The following is a 25,739-nucleotide window of genomic DNA, read 5'->3' on the forward strand; positions in this document are numbered from 1 at the left end:
ATACCTCAGCGCATGGAGTTAGTGTTCATTGCCATTCCGATTTATAAACAGGCGCCTGCGGCGTCCGAAATGCGTTCACTCGATCAATGTATAAAGATCCTGCATGCTTATCCGGTCATTTTCATAGCTCCTCAAAGCCTGGACACACAGGCTTATGAAGAGCGCTGCAGGGACCGGGTGGATTTTAAAATTATCCGCTTTGCGGATCAGTACTTTGAAAATATCGCGGGCTATAATCGGTTAATGTTGTCACCCTCCTTTTATAAAAAATTCCTGAACTATAAATTCATGCTGGTATACCAGTTAGATGCATGGGTATTCAAGGACGAGCTTCGCTACTGGTGTATACAAGGATATGATTTTATCGGGGCGCCTCACCTGCCTGCTGAAAACGCGGAAGGTGAAATGCAATTTTTGAAAAACTATGCAAAGTTTCTGGAAGTTATCTCCGGTATCTTTAAAATAACCCGTAAGGTAAAGAATGTAGGAAACGGTGGCTTTTCCCTGAGAAAGGTAAAAACATGCTACTGGATGCTCAGGCTGTTGAAAAGCAAAGTGCTGCGCTGGGGACAAAATAATGAAGATGTTTTTTTTAAGTATTGGGGAAACCTGCTTTATCCGCTTTTCAAGATGCCCGGCGATCAGACCGCGCTCCTGTTTTCCATTGAGGTTTTGCCCGAAGTGTCGTTAAAACAGATCAGCCCCGCCATACCGTTTGGGTGCCATGCCTTTGAAAAGTATGACAAAAGAAACTGGCAACGGGTCATGGAACAGCATTAAACCGGATAATACCCGGTTTGTCCTAATCACCAAATTATGAGGGAAACCCATTTAGAAAGGCTCAGTGAGATCGAAATAGATCTGAATAACAACCTCTATTTACATTACAGTACCTATCATCACGACTTGTTTGATCAGCTCGGAAGATATGCAAAGGGAAGAACATTGGATATCGGGTGCGGCAATATGCCCTATAAAAAGGTACTCGGCCCGCTGATAACCGAATATATAGGATGTGATATTGTACAGTCCAGCACAGCCTGTGTGGATATATTGTGCCCGGCAAATGATATCCCGGTTGGTGATTCTTCATTTGACACGGTTATTTCGACCCAGACCATAGAACACTTAGAGGATCACCAGGGAATGGTCAATGAAGCATACCGGGTCCTCGATAATTCAGGATACTTCATCATAAGCGGGCCGATGTACTGGCCACTTCACGAGGAGCCCTATGACTTTTTCCGCTTTACAAAACATGGTCTTCGGTACATTTTGGAAAAAGCCGGATTCGAAATTGTAACCATCAGTTCAAACGGCGGAAAATGGGCTGTAGCTGGTCAGGCGCTGATACATGCCTTATATCCAACGGTGAACAATATCCGAGGCTTTAAGGGTAAAATAATCAGAATGATAGCCAAAGGATTTGGCGGTGTGAAAACAATTAACCGTTTGTTCTCCTATCTTGATCATAAGGTGCCCGATTACACCAACACGATGAATTATGTGATCGTAGCCAGAAAGAATCAACACCTGGTCAACTCAGCTGCCCGCAACCATCATCATGCGCTTTAATCTTCCCGACTTAAATGACTACAGGACCCGTTTTTTGAACGACGGGATAGTCAGCCCTTTGAAAACCACCGGGACGCCAGAAAATGGGCTGCTCGGTTACTTACCCGGGTGTTCCGGTGACCAAACAGGCTGGCCCTGGACAGCACAGGTCGACCCTGATACGTATAATGGTAATAACTACTGGCCTAAATTAACCATTGTGACGCCGTCTTACAACCAGGGCGCCTTTATAGAGCAAACAATAAGAGCTGTACTTTTGCAAAACTATCCCAACCTGGAATATATTATCATAGATGGAGGAAGCACGGATAACACAAGGGAAATACTGGAAAAATACGCTCCATGGATCAGTTACTGGCAAAGTGTGAGCGACGACGGACAGGCCAATGCCATCAATCTGGGTTTTAGTTTGGCGTCCGGGCACTACCGCGCATGGATTAACAGCGATGACTATTACCTGTCAGGGACTTTCCACCACGTTATTAAAACCTTTATCAAAACCAAAGTTAGTTTTATCTATGGTTATGCTTATAACCTGCATGCCGATACAGGTACCCTGGAAATGATCAAAGTACTCCCGGTGCTGGATTACTTTTTAAGAATGCCCACACTGGCCCAGCCTTCGTGCTTTTGGAGCGCGGGGATCCATCAACCCGTCATCGAACAGCTACAGTGTTCGATGGATTATGAACTTTGGCTGCGTATGGTGAGGGGCAATAGCAGAAAGCTTTTAAGAAGCCCCCTTTCTGTCGCTCATGTACACCGGCAGGCAAAAACATATGATCCTAAAATGTCCGACGCCTGGCAAAATGATCACGATCTGATCTGTCATCCGGAAAATCACGGCCCCGTGCAACAATGGGCCAGGAAAATATGGTTACACAAGATCTACAACCGCTTTATCAAATTAATTGAAAAAGTTACTTTCCATCAAAGGGCTTAAAAGCATTTTCCATATCCTCAAATTCAGGATACAGCTCCGGCTATTGAAATCGGTTATCCGAGATACAAACGCCTGGCTGTTGTTTGACCAGGCGGGGATCGCCGGTTTTGGTGTCAATCTGATCAGGTTATATTTCCCGATCTACTACGATAAAAAAGAATCAAGAGCATCCTTTTCAGCCCCTGTCGAAAAACAATTCAGTGAAATTTTTGACAATGCTGATACCGGCAGATTTCAGGCTGACATACTGGTCATGCTTCAGGAGATCATACAATTACCTGTAAAAGAAACGCACAGCACCACCCCGTACCTGGATAACTATTATTTTGGCATCTATGACGCGTCCGTACTTGGAACCATGATGATGCATTTTAAGCCGTCTAAGATCGTGGAGATTGGTTCGGGTATGTCAACCAGGTATATGAAGCTTTTTAAAACCAGGCTCGGACTGACGACCGAGATCTGCTGTATAGACCCCTTTCCCCGGACGGAAATCGAAAATGTCGCGGACTCGATCTTTCGGCAACCATTGGAGCATATCAACGAACGGGAAGTATTTGATCTGAAAAGCGGCGACATCATATTTATGGACGGCTCTCATTATACCTTCCAGGGTAATGACACGTTAACGCTGTTTTTCAAACTTTTGCCTTCGCTGCCGCCAGGGGTAATTATCCACATTCACGATATTTTTTTACCTTATGACTACAGCGATAAGGTCGCGCAGCAATTATGGTCGGAACAATATCTACTGGCTGCGTTGTTATCAGGCGGTTTCCGGGGTCTCAGGGTGCTTTATCCGGCTTATTATTTATCAAAAACGGCCCCCGTCATAAAAGATACGTTAGCCGGGATAAACCGTTCATTTGAAAATACAACCTTTGCGTGCGGCCCTGATCATACCGAAGGATACAGCTTTTGGTTCAAAAAGATATAAGCAGCCATGACCTATTCGCTCCTTGTTCCGTGTTACAATGCAGAAAAATATGTCGTGTCATTCCTCAGCAACCTGTCGAAGCTGCACAAACCCTTCGACGAGGTTATATTTTATGATGATGCCAGTACAGATGCTACCATGCAGTTATTACTGGCCGGCGGTCACCAGGTCATCAAAGGGGATATCAATAAAGGTCCGGGATATGCGCGGAACAGATTGGCCCATGCCGCCACAGGCGACTATATACATTTTCATGATATTGATGATGAATTTAATCTCGGTTTTTTATTGTTCGCAGCCGAAAAAGCGGCCGAACCAGGCAGCGATGTCATCGTGGGCCAGGCCGACTGGATTGACGCGGTCACCCGTGAGGTGATGATCAGCTGGCGGTATAATCATGTTGAAATAAGCAATGATCCCCTGTCCTATTTCCTGGCCCATCCTTTAGGTGTCATCAACACACTCTGTAAACGATCTGTGTTTTTACAAATAAATGGTTTCAACGAGGACATCAGGTGTTGGGAAGACGCCGATTTGCATATTCGGCTGGCCGCCGCCGGAGCCGGATTTGCCGTCATTGATGAAATACTCGCGTATTCCCTCCGGCATCATCATGGTATCAGCCGGGATCAAACATGGTGCTGGAACTGCAGGCTGAAATTTTTGGAAGGATACTTCAAACTTTATTCAAAAAGGGTGGACCGGGGGATCCTTAAAGAAGAGCTGAAAAAAATTCAGCAAGTATTGGTCATTACTGCGCAATACAGGCGTTTATCCAAGATCATTCGCCTAAACCAGGTTTACCAACTTGGAATTCCGACGCGAAACATCAGTATACTTTATTACCTTAACAAAATAATCCCTGCGCTGGTCCTCAGCCGTCTTCTGAGGCTTTATACAGGCTCCAATTCTTAAAGCGTATCTCATGGCCATGTACCAATTAAAAAAAAGGCTTAAAAAGTTTCTGGGTTTACTCCCCTGGCAGGAAGATGAAGCCGGGCAGCAAAAACAGATCGATAGCTACTTTAAGCGCAACGAAATAAAAAAAATCCAGTTTGGCTGCGGCCCGAACTACTTGGCTGACTGGTTAAATACGGATATCTGTAAAAGTTCGGATGATGTGGTATATATGGATATTACCAGACAGCTTCCCCTGCCGGCAGGTACTGTTCATTTTATCACGTCAGAACATTTATTAGAGCATATCACCTTTTGCAAGGCCAGGGAATTCTTAAAAGAGTGTTTCCGGGTACTAAAGCCCGGCGGGATAATCAGGATAACAACGCCCGACCTGGAAACGGTCATTGACCTGTACACGAACCAGAAAGAAGACGCCCGTGCCTATGTCGATCACATTGTCCGCCATTTTATACCAGGGGTGACCTATAACGAAAATGTTTTTGTCATCAACAATGCGTTCAGAAACTGGGGGCACCAATTTTTATATGACAGGTCTACGCTTGTTCATTTACTGGAAGAAACGGGTTATATTGCCATAGAACAGGTATTGCCGGGAGAAAGCAAACACCCCCTGCTTCAGAAAATCGACTTTAGGGACCAGTCCGGATTCAAAAAAATAAATGAATTTGAAGTGATGGTATTTGAAGCCGCAAGACCTTAATTAACGCCGCATGCTGATCACGACCTATACCAGGAAACTGGTTCATTATCTGCTCATTCTTTTTTACCGTACCAAGGGAATCGCCATCATGTCCCGTTGCAAAATACACTACCAGGCGCTGCTGACCCGGGGCGTGTCAAACGGACAGAAAGGCAAAGTAATGGTCGGTAAGGGCGGTGAACTATCCAAAGGGGTGGTTTTAAATGCCTATGGCGGGAGTATCATCATACAGGAAAACACCTTTTTAGGAGAATATGTCGTTATTTACGGTCATGGCGGCGTCCAAATCGGCAAAAACACGTTGATCGCCATGCATTGCTGCATTGTTAGTTCCAACCATGCTATACCAGCGAAAGCAACACTCATCAGATCCCGGGGAGATGTATTGCTTCCGGTTAACATCGGAAACGACGTCTGGATGGGCGCCGGTGCAAAAGTTCTCGGCGGCGTAACCATTGGCGATGGGTGTATTATCGGGGCAGGTGCAGTGGTTACCAGGAGTTTACCACCCTACGCAATTGCAGTGGGTGTTCCCGCGCAGATCATTAATTTCAGAAATGATTAATTTGATATCGGTCATCATACCAACTTATAACCCTGATTTAAAAATATTAGATCAAACATTATACGCCCTGCAAAACCAGACCCTGGATCTAAGCCTATGGGAGCTTATTATTGTCGACAACGGCTCTGTTCCGGATGTCCGGCTTAACCTGAACTGGCATCCACAGTATACATTAATTAAATCACCGGATCCGGGGCTTACCTACGCCAGGGTTAAGGGTTTCGAACACAGTAAGGGCGATCTGGTGATTATGGTGGATGACGATAATGTTTTAAATAAAGATTACTTACAATGCGCCCGGCAGCTATTCGATTCAAACCTCATGCTTGGGGCGGCAGGGGGCAAGTCATTACCCGAATTTGAAAAGATACCGCCGGATTGGCTGAAAGATTTCCATTCAAATCTTGCGGTCCGGGATTTGGGGGACAGCACCGAGATCAGTTCCTGGAACAACACATATCCCGCCTGTGCCCCGATTGGCGCAGGTATGTGTGTTAGAAAAGCGGCGGTCGCCTCCTACGTCAATAAAATCCACACCGGCATGAGCATCATCACGGACAGGAAAGGGGATGCTTTGAGTTCGGGCGGCGACAATGACCTGGTGGTCGACATTCTTAAATCCGGATGGCAGGTTGGTTATTTTCCGGAACTGGTACTGCGGCACATCATACCCGGGAAACGAATGCAACCGGGCTATATGGCAAACCTGGTTAACAGCAGCAATAAGTCCTGGGTGCAGCTATTGGATAGCCATCAGATCAATCCATGGAAAAAAATCCCCCGGTGGACTGTTCCGATCCGAAAAATGAAAGCCTGGATAGCCTGTAAAAGCTGGCAAAACAAAAGCAATTATATCAGGTGGCGGGGCATTTGCGGGATGTACGACGGTTTGGCCCGGTAAGCGCCATCTGATTATAAAAATATGTTTGAGAAAGTTACCGGCTCTTTGGCTTATCGCCTTCCCTATTTTTACCGGCACTTGGTGAAGTTCAAAACCAGGCCGAAGATCGAACGCAAGGTTTTTCCGGCAGCTACCATCGTCATGATGACGGGGAAGAATTATCTGACGATGTCAAGTATGTCTTTGTTATCAATGATTAAGGCCTGGGATTCCTTGCCCAGGCTAGTGGTCATGGGGGATGGAACCATCTCCGTTCCTGAAATAAAAAACAAAATCAGTTTCTGGCCGGGCGAATTACTGATTGAAGACTGGGGTGTTACGGCCGCCTATCACTCCGGCAAAAAAAGGAATGCATTGCTGGAATACGCGGATCACCACCCTTTCGGCAAGAAACTGGCGGTCATCTTGCGTTATGCGGAACAATCACCGGTGGTGTGGATCGATAGCGATGTATTATTTTTTGACAATTTTACGCCCTTTATCCCCCAAAAACGGGATGGATGGGCATGTGGCGGATCGGAGGACTTTGAGGCAGCTTACCACCATCAGGTACTGAGGCTGTTGGGGAGTAATTTTCATGATCAGTATAAATTTAACGCAGGGGTGCTGTATGTTTCCGGGGAAGGGATCTACGAACAGTTTGATTTGGAACAGGTGTTAGCAAAAATCCACCCTGATTATGATTTTTGTACCGAGCAGAGCATTTTTGCGCAAATAGCCAGCGGATCACTGGGCGTCTTATGGTCCGGTAATGTAATCAGGAACTTCAACGCTGATAACCAGCAAATAAAGGCTATGCCGGTGGACAAGATAATAGCGCGCCATTATACCAGTAATGTCCGTCATTTATTCTGGAGGGATGCTTTTTTCCATATATGAACATATCAGCCAGTAACCCGCAAAAGCATAACCCGGTCATCGATATGTTAAGGTTTTTCGCCGCGTTCATGGTGTTTGTATTCCATTTAAACACATTTGTCCCTCCTGCCGCCAACTGGTACCGCTCCGTAGTAAAATACGGATGGCTCGGGGTACCCGTTTTTTTTGTCATCAGCGGCTACTGCATTTTGCTTTCGGCCGATAGCGCTGAAAATGGTCAGGCGTTTTTACGCAAAAGATTTTTCCGGATTTTTCCGGCTTACTGGGTTAGCCTGATCATCGTTTTGGTTGCGGCGTTATTTCAGAAGATTTATACGGGCACTAACTCCGTGGCCAACATTCCCCGAAACGCCCTACAGCTCGCAGGTACGCTGAGTTTGTTCACCTGGCCATTTAACCATATCAAAATTACCAACTGGGTCTACTGGACATTGACTTGTGAGCTGCTGTTCTATCTCCTAATAAGCCTGTTATTTTTAGTCAGAAACAAATACAGGATATTCGCGCTCATCATCATCTCCCTGATTTCGGTGGAGCTGCCCCATCAAAACGAAGGTTATTTGTTTTTCTTTGATCACTGGTCGACATTTTGCTGCGGCATAAGCCTGTTTTTTTTCTTTCGCAATGCGACCAGGTCAGATTGGCTTTACTGGAGCTTATTCTCGGGCATAAACGCCTATAACTTAGTGATTAAAAATTTCCAGGTCCAGAAGAACGAATATACCATAGCTGCACTGCTGACCATATTGATCATCGCCTTTAGCCATTATTCCAAACCATCCAAAAACATTTTGGCGACACTTGGTCTGTATTCCTATTCGCTTTATCTGATCCATGTTCCTATAGGCGTTTTCATATTAGGTTATTATAAAAGCCAGGCTGTCGTCAGGAGCACTTTTCTTACCGTGGCCTTTGACCTTGCCGCGTATTTCCTGATCACGCTGGTGGCCGCTTTCATGTTTAAATTCGTCGAAAAACCCTGCATAGATTACGGAAGAAAACGAACAAAAATGCAAACAAATCACGTGGGCACATGACCCGGAGCCGTCAGTTTATACAATTACTCATAGATACTTTTTACCGGCACCCGGTTTCAGCCCTCAGAAAGTACGCTCGTTTTGGCGGATGGCTGAACTATCTTTCCATGCTGAAGGGTGCGGGCGCGATGAAACGGGCATCCGGCAGACTGTCACCGGTCAGGTCATACGCCGACGGCTATCCAATTTACTTTTTGACCGGTAAAAATCACCTGTATCAAACCTTGTTCTGTATACAGTCACTTGCTAAGTTTACTTCCTGCCGGTTCCGGTTCATTTTAGTGGACGATGGCAGCTTTGACACGCGCATCATCAAACGTATTGAGCTGCAGTTACCAAATTCGGAACTATTTAAAAAAGCTGATATCGAAAAAAAACTGGAAGAGCTGCTGCCGGAACACACTTTCCCAAATTTGAACCATAAGCGGAAAATATATCCCCACATTAAAAAGCTCACAGATATCCATACCCTGCCTGGTGAAAAATGGAAACTGGTACTTGATTCCGATATGCTGTTTTGGAAGGAGCCTGTCGCCATCATCAACTGGCTAAAAGATGCTCATATGCCTATTTATATGCAGGACTGCCAAAACTCATACGGGTACTCCAAAACAATCATGGAATCCTTGTGCGGAACGAACATACCTGATCTCATCAATGTCGGTGTTATCGGTTTAAACAGTAACACTATCGACTGGGCGAAATTAGACGCCTGGACAGGTTCGATGGAAAGCGCGGAAGGTTCTTCCTATTATCTGGAGCAAGCACTCACGGCGATGCTTATCAATGAAAATGCGTCGCTTGTCCTTCCTTCGGATGAATACATTGTCAACCCGGCGGCGACAGCCGTAACGATACCGCAAGGCATATTACACCATTATGTTGACCTGTCAAAACAAGTTTATTTTAAACAAGCGTGGAAGACGGTCTGAATAATTATAAAATACAATCACTTTGGATAGGCGGCGAATTGTCCAAAGTTGAACAGCTGTGCATACAATCATTCCTTGATCATGGGCATGAATTTCATCTATATACCTATGAAACGGTCAGTAATCTTCCCCCGAAAACCCAAATATTCGATGCAGGAAGCATTCTGCCGAAGGAAAAGATCTTCACCTTTGATACAGGTTGGGGGAAAGGTTCAGTGGCAGGCTTTGCAGATTATTTCAGACTATTACTGTTACAGCGCAACGGCGGATGGTGGACTGACATGGATGTTGTTTGTTTAAAGCCATTTGACTTTGCCCGGGAGATTGTTTTTTGCTCCAGTACGGAAGGGGAATATGGTTCGTTAGCCAATAACAGCGTTTTTAAGGTACCAAAAAACGCGCCGTTCCTGGACCATTGTATTCACAGGCTGTCACTCGGGGACATCAGCAAGATGACATACGGTTCGGCCGGACCGTTTTTATTCCAGTCGGTAATTAAGGAACTGCAGCTGGAAGACCAGATTGTACCCTATCATTATTTTAATCCCATATCCTGGAGATATGTCGGGGAATTAATTTTAGATCAAATGACACGGGCCGATAAAATCAAAGAATATGTCAGACCCTTTCTGAAGCCTCATACGATGCCTGGCCGGAGAATAGTTAAAGCGTCATATGCAGTACATTTTTGGAACGAGATATGGAGAAGCAGCCGGTTTGACAAAAACGCCCGGTACAGCGCGTCGTGCCTGTTTGAGCAGTTAAAACGTAAACATGGAATTAAATAAACCGGAGTATTTGCCTGTCCCTGACAATCCCTTGATTTCGGTTTGTGTGCCCGCTTTTAACTGCGGCAAGTTTATAACCGAAACGCTGACCTGCCTGGTTGACCAGACTTACACCAATATCGAAATCATTGTAGTAAACGATGGGTCAACGGATGATACGTTAACAAAAGTCAGGGCCATAAAGGACAGGAGGCTTACGATAATCGATGGGATTAACAAGGGAGCAGCTAACGCGAGAAATACGGCGTACGGTTTTGCTCATGGAGCGTATGTTATTTTCTTTGATGCTGACGACTATGTCGGACCGGATTTCATTTCTTTACAAGCCCGATACATCAGGGGCACAAAAAACGATGTCGTCATGGCCGCCTGGGGGAGATTTTACCAGGAGGATCTGAAATCCCTGAAACGAGATCATTTACCTGGTACAGCGATGACCTTCAGAGAGTGGGTCAACCTTTATTGGTATAACTGCAACCCGATGACAAACCCGGGCAGAGCCCTTATCCCCGCTGCATTAATAAAAAAAGCGGGGTTATGGAATCCGGAGCTTAGCCTTAACGATGACCTTGAATTCTTTACAAGAATATTTTTAAATGCGGACAAGATAATCTTTAATGCAGAGGCCCTTTTTCACTACCGGTCCGGTATAGGCGGCCTGTCAGGGAAAAAAAGCCGGGCGGCTTATCAGTCATCTTTCACTGCGCTGGCACAGGCGACCGAAATGGCTTTGAAACATTTCAGTCATGAGGGCCTGGTGAGGCAAAGCTGTGCAAATCTCTGGCAGGGTTTAATTTATGAGCTGTACCCGGATGAAACGGAGATCACCCGCCTTGCGCAGGAGAAGGTTGACGAATTGGGAGGGGCCACACTGGCGTTCCCCTGCGGAGGATATACCCGCTATTTAGCGGCTTTGGTCGGGTGGAAATTAACCAAACAACTTAAATCGAAACTGGCCAGGTGAAAAACAACATCGTTATTGTGTCCCAATCCCACCTTTGCCGCAATCCACGGGTTCTAAAAGAAGCATTAGCGTTAAGCAGGGCCGGATATGGGGTTACGGTCCTCACCGCCGTATATTCAAATACCTTGTTAGACGAGGATCTCCTCTTACTACGGGGCACCGGCATCCGCTATGAGCGCTATAGTAATTTAATCTACCGCAACATGCGATCGCTATGGGCCCGGTTTATTCGCAAAGCAGCCTTCAAACTTCAGGAAGTTTTTCATATAAATAGTAAATACAGCCTGGGATACACCCCGGATCGGCTGCTGCGACAGTGCATCAGTCTCCGGGCGGACCTCTATATATGTCACCAGGAGCTCGCTACAGTCGTCGGCAACCAGTTGCTGCAGTTGGGATACCGGGTAGCTTTCGATCTGGAAGACTGGTATTCAGAGGATTTGTTACCCCGGGACCGCGAATCGAGACCGATAAAACTTTTGAAAAAGGCAGAAAGGGGTGCGCTGGAAAACGGTATTTGCTATACAACTTCTGAGGCCATGGCAAAGGGAATACAGGCAAGTTATCATGCGGTGGTCAGGCCGGCTGTGATCTACAATTCTTTCTCCGCGGCTCAGCTCCGACAGCCGGTTGCCCCATCGGGAACATTACCGCGTTTATACTGGTTCTCACAAACCATCGGACCGGGGCGGGGGCTGGAGTTTTTCATAAAAGCGATGTCCAAAAGCAGATTCAGCTGGCAGCTGAACTTACGTGGCAATATATCGCCTGCCTATCAGCGGCTCTTGGCCAATAACGTTACGATGAAGGACAGGCTGATATTCTTGCCTATGTTAAGCAACCATGAGCTTATGGATGATCTTGGCAATTACGACCTGGGACTGGCGCTGGAACCAACAAGCCCGCCTAATAAAAACTTAACCATTTCAAATAAAATCTTTCATTATATGTCAGCCGGCTTACCGGTGATCGCATCCAACACCGCGGGGCAAATGGAGATCGCGCGTAAAAACCCAAAATTCACTTTTGTATATGACCAGGATAACCAGGAGGGGCTTGTTACCATACTCGACAATTTAGGGAAAAAGCTAAAAGATAATAAACTGATGGCGCCCAGAAACGAAATTATAGAAACCTACCGGTTACATTTCGAGTGGGAAACAGAAGCAAAAAAACTAACAGATATCATCGGTCATGCGCTCCGCTAAAGAAGTCAGCCTGCAAATTAATCTCTTTCCCGGCGATTACCCACACGTCAGGCATATATTGCCTCACCAGCTTAAGACATTGTCGGCTCAGGTAGATGAGATTATCCTTACCATCGATACGAAACCCTCAAAAGGCCGCTTTGCAGCGGGCTGGCAGGAGTACAGCGAGATTTTTGAGGATTTTCTTCATTTCGAAATCAAGCCATTTTTTAATGTCAGGATAATTCCTGTAGATTATAACGAAAAAGTAAAAGCAGCAATTTCAAATTTCTTTTTCAATAACAGTGATATGCCCGGCAAGGATTTCAGGGGAGGTCCTTTTTACGCTTATTTTTTTGGCCTGTACAGCACAACGCATGATTTGGTTTTTCACCTGGACTCCGACATTCTTTTAGGTGGGTCAAGCCAGAAATGGATAACGGAGGCGCGCTCGATTTTCGATGCTGATCCCCGCTGCTTTACCATCTCCCCTCTTCCCGGCCCGCCACACCCCCGGGGCGTGCTGATCGGGCAGCCGGGAGCAATTAAGATAGGCGATTATAAATATCAGTTCAATGGCATGAGCACCCGCTTATTTCTGCTAAACAAAGTCGCGTTCAGGCAGCAAAAATTAACAATAAACAAACCCGGCCTGCGTGATCAGCTCAAGGCCATGGTACAGGGAAACCCCAATGCTGATTTGCCGGAACACATTATATCGGCGTTTATGAAAAAACACAACCGCACAAGAATTGATTTCTTAGGCTCCGGTAGCGGACTGTGGTCTTTGCATCCCCCCTATCGTACCAAAGCATTCTATGAACAACTACAAAGCGTTGTTAAACTTGTCGAACTTAACCAGCTGCCTGAAAACCAAAACGGGTTTTACGACCTCATCGATGAGGTCTGTGACTGGGGCGAGGCGAGAACAAATCTGATACGGAACCGATGGTGGAAAAACTAAAAGTACCGGTTGATCGGAACCGGAAAGATACCATCGTATTGATGATATCGATAGGTAAAAGAAGTCATCTGACTAATTGTACTTATCAAAGAATGCACCATTGGGCAAATCGTCATGGTTACCAGGCGATGCTTATCACCAAAAGTATCAGCGATTCTCCTATGGCGCCGCACTTCAACAAACTCATTGCCCACCGTGCGGCTCCCGGATTTAAACGATATATCATTGTTGATGATGACATCCTGCTGAAGACCGACGCCCCGGCCATGGAAGATGTACCGGAGGGGCTGATTGGCCTGGTGCCTGATGCCAATCAGTCCTGCACCCAGGCTAAACACGTTCAATGGACTGCGAATACCGGCTTTATTGTTGCCGGCTCCGAAGCATTACATCTTCTGGAACAAGCCTTCCGGAACGGCGAGTACCCTTATAGTTGCTGGGACGGGAGTAATCGGGGAATTTGGGGGCCACATGACCAGGCAGCGTTAAATGACGTAGTTTTTAAAGAAAACGCCGTCTACAAACTGGATTGGAGGTGGAATTATCAGGCCGTGGTCGACTTTTATGGCAGGGGCGAGGGCTGGGAAACCTGGGCGAATAAAAAGTGTTACCGCCTGGGATATTATATCTCGCTGTTATTACCGTCCGGCGTTAACAGAAAACTGATAAACAGTTGCTTCGGCCTGCACATGACGATGGGCGTTTACCCCAGATTCTTTTCACACATTCATCGATAGCTTTTGAAAAACCTGCTGATCATTTCGCCATATTTTCCACCGGTCAATGCCGCCGACATGCAAAGGGTAAGGACAAGCATTCCTTATTTTGCTGAAGGTAACTGGAATGCGGAAATAGTGGTGGTCGACGAATGCTATACGGACATGAACATGGATAACTTATTGTCTTTAAGCGTACCCGATGCTATCAAAGTCCATAAAGTTAAAGCATTCCGGAAAGCATGGACAAGTAAATTCGGACTGGGGAGCATTGCCATCAGATCGCTTTGGTTTTATCAGAAAAAGGTGGACCGGCTTTTGGAAAGCAAACACTATGATCTTATCTATTTTTCAACTACACAATTCCCTGTATGTATTTTAGGCCCCCACTGGAAGAAAAAATACAGGGTACCCTATGTCATCGATATGCAGGATCCGTGGCACTCCGATTATTATCGGGACAAAGCAAAAAGGCCGCCAAAATACTGGTTTTCCTACCGCCTGAATAAATATCTCGAACCGCTGGCCATGGAGCAGGTATCCGGTTTGATCAGCGTTTCTGAAAGTTATATTAAAGACCTCAAAGCCCGGTACCCTGTCCTTGAGCAGGTGCCGTCAGCAACTATTACATTTGGCGCTTTTGACCCTGACATGGTCATTGCTGAACAATACAAAGGCAGGTTCAGAAAATTATTAGATGATCGTTACACGAATATCGTGTACACCGGACGCGGTGGTACGGATATGCACGCCGCCATAAGTGCCGTTTTTAAAGTACTGAAACGGGGAATAGATGAAAATAAAACCGGATATGACCGGTTAAAATTCTATTTCATCGGCACCAGTTACGCGCCTGCCGGTCAGGGTAAACCAAGTATCATGCCGCTGGCCCGGATATATGGTGTTGACAAACAAGTTACAGAGCTGACCGACCGGATAAATTATTATCATTCCTTAAATACGTTACTGCAGGCTGATGCGCTGTTTATCCCCGGATCAGACGACCCGGGATACAGCGCCTCTAAGATTTATCCTTACTTACTGACACAAAAAAAAATATTGGCTATTTTCAACCGGGAGAGTCCCGCGATCTCCATACTGAAGGAACATGGTGTGGATCATGTATATGACTATCAGCGTGTACAAGATGCGGATATCGATGCCTTCCTTTCCGACGTAAGCGCCGGTCATCACATGGTTCAGCAGCAAAATGCAGCAGCAGTAAATAAATATTCCGCGCGCGCCCTCACCCTCAGTCAATGCCGGTTCTTCGACAGGTTATTTCCATGCGGTTAGCCATCATTACCACCCACCCCATACAATACTACGCGCCCGTTTTTCAGTTAATGCAACGGCAGGTTGATGTAGATATCAAAGTTTTTTACACGTGGGGCGAAAAGGCTATCAAAAAATTTGATCCGGACTTTGGAAAAAATATTGATTGGGATATTCTATTGCTTGAGGGTTATGAATATGAATGGGTAAAAAACACGTCAACCGACCCCGGCTCGCATCATTTTAAAGGCATCATTAACCCAGACCTCATAGCTCAGATAAGTACATGGCAACCGAACGCTATTTTAGTATATGGATGGGCTTATCATGCTCATTTAAAAACCATTCGCTTTTTTAAAAATAAGATTCCGGTTTATTTCCGTGGTGATTCCACGCTACTCGATGTTAGAAATGATTTTAAAACCCTTCTTAAAAAAATCTATTTAAAATGGGTTTACCGGCAAATTGATCACGCTTTTTATGTAGGTCTTAACAACAAAGCCTATTTTAAAAAATACGGATTAAAGGAAAATCAGCTTAGCTTTGCGCCACATGCTATAGATAATGACAGATTTGCCGTTAATAGAACAGCCGAAGCGCAAAAATTAAGGCAAACTCTTGGTATTCCTTCTGATGAATTGCTTGTTTTATTTGCGGGAAAATTTGAAGAAAAAAAATCTCCGAATTTATTGATCGACGCTTTTTGTTCATTGAGCCTGCAGTCTTCCCATTTATTGTTGGTGGGTAACGGGCGTCTGGAAAAGTCGTTAAAAGCGAAAGCAGATAAAATCAAAAATATTTATTTTCTTGACTTTCAGAACCAATCTGCCATGCCAGCCATATACCAGGCTTGCGACTTGTTTTGTTTACCATCCAAAGGACCGGGCGAAACATGGGGGCTTGCTGTAAACGAGGCGATGGCTTCCGGTAAGCCGGTGTTGGTGTCTGACCGGGTTGGGTGTCAAACTGATCTGGTTATTCCCGGCATTACAGGGGAAGTTTTCAAAACAGAAAATTTATTCGATATTACCGAAAAGCTTGGAATATTATTAAAAAACAAGGGTGGCCTAAAAACATTAGGTATCAACGCGAAAAATAAGATAGCCGAATGGAGCTTTGACCAGCAAGTGGCCGCAATTACAAAAAACATCAATAAAAAAAGTGCAAAGTAGTAAACCTGCGATTGAACGTTATATCGTATTATTTATACCATGGCTGCTTGCCCTGCTATTGAAAAATGATGATGAACTATCCTATATGATCGCCTGGCTGGGGTCATTCCTGATATTTTACCTGACCCTTAGCGGATGGATTAAGCCTATCCCTGACGATAGAAGTATTGCCGAGCAGTTAATGCGTCCTGTATTCCTGGTACAAATCATTTTTGCAGGTTACATGGCATCAACATCCATATTTTATTTTATGGATGTTTTAGGTTATGAAAATTTTGAAAAAGTAAGCCATCTTTTAATCGATCAGGAAAGATTGCGGCAAACCGCCTTATGTCAGCGTTATTATTGCCTGGGTCATGCGGCTTTTGTATCCGGCATCCTGATTTTTATGGATTACCCCGTTAAATCGAAATATTATGTAGAAAAACAAGGCCTGGCCAATCTGCTCATGATGTTTGCGATTATCAGCTTTCCCGTTTCTATATTATTTTTAAAGATCCCCGGGCTGTCGCAGTTCTATTACCAGCTGAACACCCTGAGTTTTATGGCAGGTACACTGGCGCTGGCCTTTGCGCTCCCGCTAAAAAAAACCGGGAACACCTTGATATGCATCAGCTTTTATGTATTCAATTTTTACCAGGCCCTGATATCCGGATTTAAGGAGCCTATTATCATCAGCGTACTGGTACTGGGCGTGTTTTTGTATCCCAATTACAAAAAACTGGTCGCGGGCGTTTTTATCCCGGTACTCCTTTTGCTGTTTATGTTTTTACCTACCTATAACCGCATTTTCAGGCAAAATGCCTGGGCCGGCGATACAAATGTAAAAGAGGCCAGTCAAATAGCCCTGGATGCCACTTTGAACAGCAATTCGGATGAAGACGACAGCAACTGGGGGTTTTTGACCTATCGGCTAAGCGAAATTGACATGTTTATCAAATTTACCCAATCCACACCAAAACAAATTGATTATTACGGGTTAGCATTGATCCGTCAATCCGGAATGGCCATCATTCCACGAATATTCTGGCCGTCAAAACCAAGTACAGAAGAAATGATCATGGAGCGGGTATACAACGCGGGGGTAATTAACCGGGCGGCGGTTGTTTCAGCAAAACCCGCATTTATTGTTGATGCTTACTTATCTTACGGAACACTGGGTGTCTTTATTTTTTTATTTGCTTACGGAGCCGTGGCCCAATTGCTCTCCATAAAAGCAGAGCAACTCTTTGGCGGGTACATTTTAGGGACGGCCCTTATATTTTCCGGGTTATTTCAAATTATGTGGCGGGGGATCAGTTTCGAGTTCCTCATTAACACGGTATTCTGGAGCTACATCAGCATGCTTGTCATTCACAAAATATTAATCGCCGTTCATATCTTAAAGGAAGTTTGAAAATATTGCAAATATCAGCTTCTTACAAGCCTGCCTTTATTTATGGTGGGCCAACCATGTCCGTATCAATGCTCAGCGGGCAATTGTCCGGGGACGATTGCCAGGTAACTGTATTCACCACTACAGCCAACGGAGCAAATGAACTTAATGTGGTACCGGGAGCAACCGTTTTGGTTGATGGTGTACCGGTTACTTATTTTAAACGCCTTACCAAGGATCATAGTCATTTTTCACCGGCGTTGCTGAAAGCCGTATGGAAAAATGCAAAGAAGCACCATGTAGTCCATATCCATGCCTGGTGGAATTTAGTATCGGTTCTGTCCTGTATCATAGCGGTTTGGCGCGGGGTACCCGTGCTGATATCCGCCAGGGGTACTTTAAGCCCTTATTCCTTTCAAAATAAAAACAAAGGGATCAAATTATTTATCCATTATTTACTTGGTAAACCGTTTTTAAATAAATGTCACTTCCATGTCACCTCTGAGCGGGAAAATGAAGCTATTAGCAGCGTCGTCCGGCCAAAAAGTATTACCTGTATATCAAATTTTGTAAAATTCAACGCATTAGAAGTTCCTTTTTTCAAAGCGTCATCAACCTCGCTACGGTTAATTTTTTTTTCCCGCATTGAGGAAAAAAAAGGGTTGGATATTTTGATCGGTTCACTACCTGAATTAACTTTTCCCTATACACTTACAGTGGCGGGCGACGGGGATAAAAATTATGTGAACCAGTTAAAAACGCTGGCCAAAGAAAAGCAGGTAGAAGACCGTATCAACTGGATAGGTTTTCAAAATGAACAAAAATTTGAGTTGCTGCAGCAACACGATCTTTTGGTGTTGACATCTCACGACGAAAATTTTGGGAACGTGGTCATTGAAAGTTTGAGCCAGGGTACCGCGGTATTGCTTAGTAAAGCAGTAGGTTTATCCGGCTATGTTACAAAAAACAATTTAGGCTGGGATTGCGAGCTTAATCCAGCTGATATCAGCGCCAAATTAAATGATATCTATAATGAACATGACCAGTTAAACCGTATCCGCGAAATCGCGCCGGCAAAAATCCTTGCCGACTTTGATAATGACAAACTGCTTAAACAATATATTGCCTTGTATGGCAGCATAACCGGTTAATCATCATGGCTCCCTCCTATTCTTTCATCATCATTACGTATAACGAAGAGCAGCATTTACCCCGCCTGCTCCATTCCATTGATGGCTTAAACGCACCCATATTTATTCTGGATTCGGGTAGTAATGATAAGACTATGGAGATTGCAGGGCAGGCCGGGGCAACCATTCTCCGGCACCCTTTCGTCAATCATCCGCAACAGTGGGATTTTGCGTTAAAAAACTTCAGGGTTGTAACGCCGTGGGTTATTTGCCTTGATGCTGATCAGGTAGTTACACCTGAGTTAAAAGAACTGCTGATCAAGTTTAAAGATGAGGATCACCAACAGGTAAATGGCATATATTTTAACCGGAAAAACTTTTTCAAGGGCCGCTGGGTCAGGTATGGAGGGTATTACCCTTTCTATATGCTCAAAATGTTCAGATATGGCATCGGGTATTCCGACCTGAACGAGCATATGGATCACAGGTTTATCGTGCCCGGCACAACCATCATCTGGAAACAGGGCCATATCTTAGAAGAAAACCTAAAAGAAAACGATATCGCTTTTTGGATAAATAAACATAACCGCTACAGCGATTTGGTGGCCCAGGAAGAAGTGGAGCGTATGCAAAATATAAGGCGTCAAACGCTCAAACCCAACCTATTTGGCTCGCCCGATGAGCGTACAGCATGGCTTAAGCAATTGTGGTGGCAACTGCCACGATATGTAAGGCCAGCGTTATACTTTTCTTATCGTATGATATTTCAATTGGGAATATTTGAAGGACGTACCAGTGTAATATTTCACTTTTTACAGGGCTTCTGGTTCCGGCTTGTGGTTGATATAAAAATTGACGAACTTCTTAAAAACAAACAAAAACAAGCCTCAACCAATCAGATCTCGCCGTTCAAATTCGCATTGAAGTTTGTAATGCTGTTCCTTGTATTGTACTACTTCAACATCTTGTTTCTCGGCGTTACAAGTCCGGGTAACCACTACAGTAGTTTTTTAGCCACACATCTGAATTATATTGAAGGTTTGCGTTCCCTTTTACTATCGTGCAGCGCCCTCATTATTAGCTGGCTTGGTTTTGATGTTATCCACAATCATATCGACTTGTTGGTGGCGGGTAAAGGCGCTATTCGTTTAGCTTATGATTGTCTGGGTCTGGCGATTATGAGCTTTGTAACAGCTTTTGTATTTGCTTATCCCAAAAAGCTAAGGCAAAAACTTATGTTCTTAATTCCGGCTATTTTGGGGATACAGCTATTAAACGTAACAAGGCTGGTTTTACTGGCTTTATTCTGGAACAGGAAGGCAAATAAGGTAATTGATCATCACACGCTGTTCAATATCATCCTGTATATCCTTCTCATGATCAGCCTTTACTTCTGGATCAAACACAACCACAAGTCAACAGTATCTAAGCAGACTTAATAATCCGCGCATTAAAAGGTAAGCTTAGACCCATAAATTAGTTTTGAACTTAGGGTCTTTTTTAAGTCCCTTACTCTTTAATTTTGCGGACCGCAGCAGGATTTATCCACCGGTTAGGTCATTCCTGATCCATGTGCCAATTCGCCTCTGTTGCTCTTTCTATTACTTCATCACCGTGTTTTACCTGACCATTTTCCACTTGTACCGACCGTTCATAAGATTTCAGATAACGGCGGTCCTGCTTCATACAGGCAAAAATTCGTAATATCAATTTGTTACGCACAGCATTAATGACAGCCATTTTAGGTTTCCCGTCAAGCTCTATCTTCCGTTTATAATATGCATTGATTTCTTCGTCCCACCTGATGGCGATCAACGCGAAAATGTGCAATAGTTTCTTCATCTTTTTATTCGAGATATGCGAAACCTTCTCTCCCCATAGAGCTGCCCGATTCATGTTTAAAGGGTGCCACCCCGGCATAACAGGCAAATTTCTTAGGGTTGGTAATATCCAGAAATTCATTTCTAGAAAGTATAATATGACTGGCGCAAATAGTGCCCACCCCTGGAATAGATGTTGACTAACTTGTTTCTATTGAAAATGTTCTTACTCAACGGACCGATATGCAACATAACAAGATTCCTAAGACAAGGATCAATGTTATCCGTGCCGCGTTAGAATTAACCACCAGGGAGGGAGAACCGGATGATCAAACTCATCAATATGTTAATGGTTCAATACCAGGCAGCCGGTAAGATCTATCTTTCCCGGGATGCTGCAAGCTGGCACTCATCGAGAAGCCCGCATGCTTATATTAAAGCGGTAAATGAACCTCCGTACAGGGACCTGCATCAAACCCCGTTTGGTTGTCCTGGCGCCTCTACCTATATCTTCTCAATTTTTAAATGTGATTGAATCTGTCTTCAGCGGCCTGGCCAAAACCGTATTGCACAACAGTGACTATGAAACGATCAGTAATTGCCAAAATGCCATTGACCTTTACTTTAAAAAAGCGGAATGAATACTTTATAGCTAGCCCTAAACGGGCCGGTAACAAAATATGGGGTCAGGAAGTGGTTAAACCTGCTTTTTATGAAGGGCACAATTGTAAAGATCCCAAAGTCAGGTGATCAAAAACGGCATTCAGTGGCTTATAACTATATTTAATCAAATGTATCACTATAATTTGACTGCCGGTCCATCGGGATTCGTTAAACACTGTTAACTTTAGCATGATTATTTATCCTAAATAGCTACTTATGATCAAAGCCAAATCGTTATCAGCCCTTATTTGTCTCATAGGAACTTTTACAATAACGGCAGTTGCGGTACCACAGCTCCGAAAAACTGCTGCCAAAGAGCCAGTGGATTACGTGAATCCTTATATCGGTAACATCAGTCATATGCTGGTGCCCACCTATCCAACCACGCACTTGCCCAACAGCATGATGCGTGTTTTCCCGGTACGTAATGACTATACGAGCGACCAGCTGGGCGGCTTACCTTTAATAGTTACCCATCACCGTTCCAGATCCAGCTTTAACTTCTACCCTTACCTGGGCGATGAAAGCGGCATATCATCAAAATTAAATTTAAGTTATGATCAGGAAAAAGTTACTCCCTACCGTTATCAGGTATATCTGGACGAATTAAACGTCAGTGTTGATTTTGCTCCTTCTCATCAGAGTGCTGTTTATCAAATATCGTTTGATAAAAAAGGTGCGCCCTATCTCGTGTTTAATTGCAAACGCGGGCAAATAAAAGCAAGCGGCAAGGTAATCAGCGGTCATCAGGACCTGGACAAAAAAACAGCTGTTTATATTTATGCGGTAACAGACGTTGCTCCGGCCAAAGCAGGTGTACCCGGGAGTAGCGGAGTGAGCTGGAACGCCGAGCCCACAGCTTCTATTGCACTGCTGTATCCTAACGGAACGAAAAAAATAGGCATCCGTTATGGGGTGTCTTTCATAAGCGTAGATCAGGCCAGGAAAAACATGGAGCGGGAAATTAAAAATTATGATGTAAATGCCATAGCATTAACGGGTCGCGACATTTGGAACAAGGCTTTGGGAAAGATAGCGGTGTCAGGTGCTTCTGATAAAGAAACTTCCGTATTTTATACGTCGCTTTACCGTACCTGCGAACGACCTGTATGTATCAGCGAAGATGGCCAATATTTCAGCGCGTCAGACGGAAAAGTGCATCATGATGAAGGACACCCCTTTTTTACGGATGACTGGCTCTGGGACACCTATCGTGCCGCCCACCCATTGCGTATTTTGATCAATAAAGCTACGGAAAATGACATTTTACGTTCCTACCTGCTCATGGCACAACAAACCGGGGAAAACTGGATGCCTACCTTTCCGGGAGTTGACGGCGATGACCGGGGCATGAATTGCAACCATGGCGTCGCGATCATGGCAGATGCCTGGAACAAAGGCCTGAGGGGATTTGACCTGGCGAAAGCTTATGAAGTTTGTAAAGGTGCCATTGAAGATAAATCGTTGTTGCCCTGGTCACATGCGGTGCCGGCAGGCGAGTTAGATGACTTTTATAAAAAGAACGGGTACTTCCCCGCCCTGAAGCCCGGTGAAAAAGAAACTGTCGCCAACGTGAATAGCTGGGAGAAACGTCAGCCGATCGCGGTCACGCTCGGAACTTCTTTTGATGAATGGTGCCTTTCGCAAATCGCACTCGGCCTGGGGAAAACAAAAGATGCGGATCATTACCTTCGGGCTTCTTACAATTATCGCCATGTATTTAATCCCCAAACAGGTTTTTTTCATCCGAAGGATAAAGACGGCAATTTCATTGAACCGCTGGATTACCGTACTTCAGGAGGCCCCGGGGCCCGCGAGTACTATGACGAAAACAACGGCTATATTTATCGTTGGGACGTGCAGCACAATATAGGCGACCTGGTTTCGCTGGTGGGCGGAAATCAAAAATTTGTTGATGCGTTAGAGGATATGTTTAACGAGCCCTATCCTATGTCAAGATGGAGTTTCTATAATATTTTGCCCGATCATACGGGTAACGTAGGGATGTTTTCTATGGCCAATGAGCCAAGCTTCCATATTCCGTATTTATACAACTATGCGGGAGCACCCTGGCGTACTCAAAAACGAATTCGTTCTTTGCTGGACGAATGGTACCGGAATGACCTGATGGGTGTTCCCGGTGATGAAGATGGCGGTGGCATGACCGCTTTCGTAGTATTTAGTCAAATGGGCTTTTACCCGGTTACGCCGGGATCTCCTACCTACAACATCGGCAGTCCGTGCTTTCCATATGTTAAAATAAATTTAGGTAATGGCAGGTTTTTTGAAATAAAAGCGCCGAATGCCTCATTCAATAACAAGTACATTCAATCAGCCAGATTAAATGGAAAGCCATGGGACAAACCATGGTTTAGCCATAGCGACATCGCTAACGGCGGGACGCTGGAACTGGTCATGGGACCGGTTGCCAATAAAACCTGGGGAACAAGCGCTCCGCCTCCATCGGCAGCACCGATGCCATAAACCAGGCGGATAAAATCGACTATTAATGATAGGTTGGATCCCCGACTTCCGGAATTTCCAGACTTGGCCCGCGGATTAAAAATGACGACAAAACAGACTAAACGCGTTCAGGCAAATAAATTGTAAATGAAGTAAGGCCTCCCACTGCAGATTCTACATTGATCTCTCCGCCGTGGGCCTTTATAATATCATAACTTAAAGATAACCCCAATCCTGTTCCCTGGCCAGTTGGCTTGGTTGTGAAAAAGGGATGAAATATCTTTTTGATGATCACCGGCGAAATACCGGTTCCGTTATCACTTACGGTAATTTGAATATTACTGCCATTTTTTTTTGTGGTCACAGCGATCAAAGGAGAATAGTTCGCGCCCAGATTGTTTTTTTTCTCATTAACCGCATAAAAAGCGTTGTTAAACAAGTTTAAGAACACTTTACTGATCGATTGCGGAATAACGGGTATTTTACCAATCCCATCATCAAAAAAAGTATTGATAGATGTGCTGAAACCAGCGTCTTTTGAACAAAAGCTTTTGTAGCTTATTTGCAAGGTATCATTGGCCAGCTTGTTGAGGTCTGTTGGTTCTTTTTGCCCGGTGGCAGTTTTGGAATGTTCTAACATGGCCTTCACAATACCATCAGCACGTTTGCCGTGGCCGTTAATCATTTCCAAATTTTGCTGAAGGTCATCTGCAAGGCCTTCCACATCTTCCAGGTTCCCCTCCTTTAGCCCTTGTTTCAGCTCGTGGATCAACTCCATGTTTACTTCCGAGAAATTATTTACAAAATTCAGCGGGTTCTGTATTTCATGCGCAATTCCTGCTGACATCTCGCCAAGCGAGGCCATTTTCTCTTTTTCTATCAATTGCAGCTGCGTTAATTTAAGCTCGTGAAGCGACTGCTGTAATTCATTTTTCTGAAAAAGTAATTCTTTAGTTCTTTCTTCAACATGCTTTTCCAATAATAAATTTTGCTCCATAAGGCTTTGCTTTTGTTCTTCCTGCAAATCATGGAGCTCCCGGTGATACTGAAGTTTTTTCCGCTGGCTGATAATAAAAACGATCAGGAAGCTGGTAAACAGCAGCACCATACCGGATATGCCAAATAAGACCCTGTATTCTATATCAATTTCCGACAACTGCATATTTTTCAGAAATTACGTAAAAACCTCTTGTTATAAAAAGACATAGAATGATATAGGAAACATTATGAATATCCCAGATATTGTTGGCTAGGTCCGGGTTTTGCGTGATCATAGGAACATAGAATAAAAACACAAAGAAATTAACCACTACGTATATGCTCAACCCGGTTACGACCCAGAAATCCGGGCTTTTAAATGCTGTTTCTTCCTCAGCATTCAGCACGGTTAAATAATAAAGCATACAAAAGATCAATAAAAGGTAAGCTTCTGCCGAAAATAAATTACCACTTAAATGATCGGGCAGGAAAAAATGCTCAAAAAACACGAAGTCGATTATCAGGAACAAAATAAACGTGCCAATGATGATATTTTTTAGTTTTTTAAATTGATGCCGTTGAATGGAAAGAAAAAAGCAGCTAAAACAAACAAACCGAACAACCGAATGGATATTGTAAACCGGATTATTACTTTGAAGGTATAGAGGAAAGTGAAACGGTGTTCTGAAATCACCAATGATATCTCCAAACAGGTTAAGCGCAAGTGCGAGCCATAAATAGACCACCACGGAATTTAAAAATGACGGTTGTTTTTTATGAAATACCCAGACAAAAAGAGGTATGAATAATGCCCATACCTCAGACCAATCAAAGAATAGCCTGATCATCTTACT

28 protein-coding genes are annotated in these 25,739 nt (G+C 44.4%); 24 read left to right on the forward strand and 4 right to left on the reverse strand.

The genetic code is table 11. The features are described from left to right. Positions 1-12 precede the first annotated feature (12 nt). From SNE25_RS20200 to xrtY, 21 genes are all read left to right on the forward strand, one after another. Positions 13-780, forward strand: coding sequence for a DUF5672 family protein (locus tag SNE25_RS20200; RefSeq protein WP_321560809.1), 768 nt, complete (start codon positions 13-15; stop codon positions 778-780). A 36-nt stretch (positions 781-816) separates the two neighbouring features. Beyond that, a complete protein-coding gene (locus SNE25_RS20205) occupies positions 817-1,575 on the forward strand; it encodes a class I SAM-dependent methyltransferase (RefSeq protein WP_321560810.1) in 759 nt (252 codons plus the stop codon). Further along, positions 1,565-2,518, forward strand: a complete 954-nt coding sequence (locus SNE25_RS20210; protein WP_321560811.1) for a glycosyltransferase family 2 protein — start codon at positions 1,565-1,567, stop codon at positions 2,516-2,518. The genes SNE25_RS20205 and SNE25_RS20210 overlap by 11 nt, the downstream gene beginning before the upstream one ends. Next, positions 2,487-3,455, forward strand: a complete 969-nt coding sequence (locus tag SNE25_RS20215; protein ID WP_321560812.1) for a class I SAM-dependent methyltransferase — start codon at positions 2,487-2,489, stop codon at positions 3,453-3,455. The genes SNE25_RS20210 and SNE25_RS20215 overlap by 32 nt, the downstream gene beginning before the upstream one ends. A gap of 6 nt (positions 3,456-3,461) precedes the next feature. Continuing rightward, positions 3,462-4,370, forward strand: a complete 909-nt coding sequence (locus SNE25_RS20220; RefSeq protein ID WP_321560813.1) for a glycosyltransferase family 2 protein — start codon at positions 3,462-3,464, stop codon at positions 4,368-4,370. Positions 4,371-4,386: 16 nt separating this feature from the next. After that, positions 4,387-5,076, forward strand: a complete 690-nt coding sequence (locus tag SNE25_RS20225; protein WP_321560814.1) for a class I SAM-dependent methyltransferase — start codon at positions 4,387-4,389, stop codon at positions 5,074-5,076. Positions 5,077-5,086: 10 nt separating this feature from the next. Next, on the forward strand, positions 5,087-5,641 hold the full coding sequence (locus tag SNE25_RS20230) for an acyltransferase (RefSeq protein WP_321560815.1): 555 nt from the start codon (positions 5,087-5,089) through the stop codon (positions 5,639-5,641). Then, positions 5,634-6,542, forward strand: a complete 909-nt coding sequence (locus tag SNE25_RS20235; protein WP_321560816.1) for a glycosyltransferase — start codon at positions 5,634-5,636, stop codon at positions 6,540-6,542. Before SNE25_RS20230 ends, SNE25_RS20235 begins: the two co-directional genes overlap by 8 nt. Positions 6,543-6,563: 21 nt before the next feature. Continuing rightward, positions 6,564-7,421 carry a hypothetical protein gene (locus tag SNE25_RS20240; protein ID WP_321560817.1) on the forward strand — a complete coding sequence of 286 codons (858 nt, stop codon included), beginning with the start codon at positions 6,564-6,566 and terminating at the stop codon, positions 7,419-7,421. After that, the gene (locus SNE25_RS20245; RefSeq protein WP_321560818.1) at positions 7,418-8,458 is read left to right on the forward strand and encodes an acyltransferase family protein; all 1,041 of its coding nucleotides are present in this window, start codon (positions 7,418-7,420) and stop codon (positions 8,456-8,458) included. The genes SNE25_RS20240 and SNE25_RS20245 overlap by 4 nt, the downstream gene beginning before the upstream one ends. Next, a complete protein-coding gene (locus SNE25_RS20250) occupies positions 8,455-9,390 on the forward strand; it encodes a hypothetical protein (RefSeq protein ID WP_321560819.1) in 936 nt (311 codons plus the stop codon). The genes SNE25_RS20245 and SNE25_RS20250 overlap by 4 nt, the downstream gene beginning before the upstream one ends. Then, a complete protein-coding gene (locus SNE25_RS20255) occupies positions 9,375-10,178 on the forward strand; it encodes a glycosyltransferase (RefSeq protein WP_321560820.1) in 804 nt (267 codons plus the stop codon). The genes SNE25_RS20250 and SNE25_RS20255 overlap by 16 nt, the downstream gene beginning before the upstream one ends. Then, entirely contained in the window at positions 10,165-11,142 is a 978-nt protein-coding gene (locus tag SNE25_RS20260; RefSeq protein WP_321560821.1) for a glycosyltransferase family 2 protein, read from the forward strand. Before SNE25_RS20255 ends, SNE25_RS20260 begins: the two co-directional genes overlap by 14 nt. A gap of 203 nt (positions 11,143-11,345) precedes the next feature. Further along, positions 11,346-12,350: a glycosyltransferase gene (locus SNE25_RS20265; RefSeq protein WP_321560822.1), complete on the forward strand. Its 1,005-nt coding sequence runs from the start codon at positions 11,346-11,348 to the stop codon at positions 12,348-12,350. After that, positions 12,337-13,293 (forward strand): hypothetical protein, encoded by a 957-nt coding sequence (locus SNE25_RS20270; protein WP_321560823.1) that lies wholly within the window; start codon positions 12,337-12,339, stop codon positions 13,291-13,293. The genes SNE25_RS20265 and SNE25_RS20270 overlap by 14 nt, the downstream gene beginning before the upstream one ends. Further along, positions 13,278-14,030, forward strand: coding sequence for a hypothetical protein (locus SNE25_RS20275; protein ID WP_321560824.1), 753 nt, complete (start codon positions 13,278-13,280; stop codon positions 14,028-14,030). The genes SNE25_RS20270 and SNE25_RS20275 overlap by 16 nt, the downstream gene beginning before the upstream one ends. 3 nt (positions 14,031-14,033) lie before the next feature. Beyond that, positions 14,034-15,305 (forward strand): glycosyltransferase family protein, encoded by a 1,272-nt coding sequence (locus tag SNE25_RS20280; RefSeq protein ID WP_321560825.1) that lies wholly within the window; start codon positions 14,034-14,036, stop codon positions 15,303-15,305. Further along, on the forward strand, positions 15,296-16,456 hold the full coding sequence (locus tag SNE25_RS20285) for a glycosyltransferase family 4 protein (protein ID WP_321560826.1): 1,161 nt from the start codon (positions 15,296-15,298) through the stop codon (positions 16,454-16,456). The genes SNE25_RS20280 and SNE25_RS20285 overlap by 10 nt, the downstream gene beginning before the upstream one ends. Next, a complete protein-coding gene (locus SNE25_RS20290) occupies positions 16,446-17,852 on the forward strand; it encodes an exosortase Y-associated Wzy-like protein (protein ID WP_321560827.1) in 1,407 nt (468 codons plus the stop codon). Before SNE25_RS20285 ends, SNE25_RS20290 begins: the two co-directional genes overlap by 11 nt. After that, positions 17,849-18,982, forward strand: a complete 1,134-nt coding sequence (locus SNE25_RS20295; protein WP_321560828.1) for an XrtY-associated glycosyltransferase XYAG1 — start codon at positions 17,849-17,851, stop codon at positions 18,980-18,982. The genes SNE25_RS20290 and SNE25_RS20295 overlap by 4 nt, the downstream gene beginning before the upstream one ends. Before the next feature lie 5 nt (positions 18,983-18,987). Beyond that, on the forward strand, positions 18,988-20,400 hold the full coding sequence (xrtY, locus tag SNE25_RS20300; RefSeq protein WP_321560829.1) for an exosortase Y: 1,413 nt from the start codon (positions 18,988-18,990) through the stop codon (positions 20,398-20,400). 118 nt (positions 20,401-20,518) lie between these two features. Here the strand turns inward: xrtY and SNE25_RS20305 are convergent, their stop codons facing one another. After that, the gene (locus SNE25_RS20305) at positions 20,519-20,803 is read right to left on the reverse strand and encodes a hypothetical protein (protein ID WP_321560830.1); all 285 of its coding nucleotides are present in this window, start codon (positions 20,801-20,803) and stop codon (positions 20,519-20,521) included. Positions 20,804-20,807: 4 nt separating this feature from the next. Next, positions 20,808-20,972, reverse strand: coding sequence for a transposase (locus SNE25_RS31940; protein ID WP_407667052.1), 165 nt, complete (start codon positions 20,970-20,972; stop codon positions 20,808-20,810). Positions 20,973-21,106: 134 nt separating this feature from the next. Here SNE25_RS31940 and SNE25_RS20310 point away from each other — a divergent pair, with 134 nt between their 5' ends. The 3 genes from SNE25_RS20310 to SNE25_RS20320 all read left to right on the forward strand — a co-directional run bounded on the left by SNE25_RS20310 (position 21,107) and on the right by SNE25_RS20320 (position 23,928). Next, positions 21,107-21,316, forward strand: a complete 210-nt coding sequence (locus SNE25_RS20310; protein ID WP_321560831.1) for a hypothetical protein — start codon at positions 21,107-21,109, stop codon at positions 21,314-21,316. 47 nt (positions 21,317-21,363) lie between these two features. Continuing rightward, positions 21,364-21,531 carry a hypothetical protein gene (locus SNE25_RS20315; RefSeq protein ID WP_321560832.1) on the forward strand — a complete coding sequence of 56 codons (168 nt, stop codon included), beginning with the start codon at positions 21,364-21,366 and terminating at the stop codon, positions 21,529-21,531. A 129-nt stretch (positions 21,532-21,660) separates the two neighbouring features. Then, a complete protein-coding gene (locus SNE25_RS20320; RefSeq protein WP_321560833.1) occupies positions 21,661-23,928 on the forward strand; it encodes a GH92 family glycosyl hydrolase in 2,268 nt (755 codons plus the stop codon). Between the two features lie 97 nt (positions 23,929-24,025). Here the strand turns inward: SNE25_RS20320 and SNE25_RS20325 are convergent, their stop codons facing one another. Further along, on the reverse strand, positions 24,026-25,069 hold the full coding sequence (locus SNE25_RS20325; protein ID WP_321560834.1) for a sensor histidine kinase: 1,044 nt from the start codon (positions 25,067-25,069) through the stop codon (positions 24,026-24,028). Beyond that, a complete protein-coding gene (locus SNE25_RS20330) occupies positions 25,050-25,733 on the reverse strand; it encodes a hypothetical protein (RefSeq protein ID WP_321560835.1) in 684 nt (227 codons plus the stop codon). Before SNE25_RS20330 ends, SNE25_RS20325 begins: the two co-directional genes overlap by 20 nt. Positions 25,734-25,739 lie beyond the last annotated feature (6 nt).

Origin of the sequence: Mucilaginibacter sabulilitoris (assembly GCF_034262375.1) — a bacterium.
GTDB lineage: Bacteria > Bacteroidota > Bacteroidia > Sphingobacteriales > Sphingobacteriaceae > Mucilaginibacter > Mucilaginibacter sabulilitoris.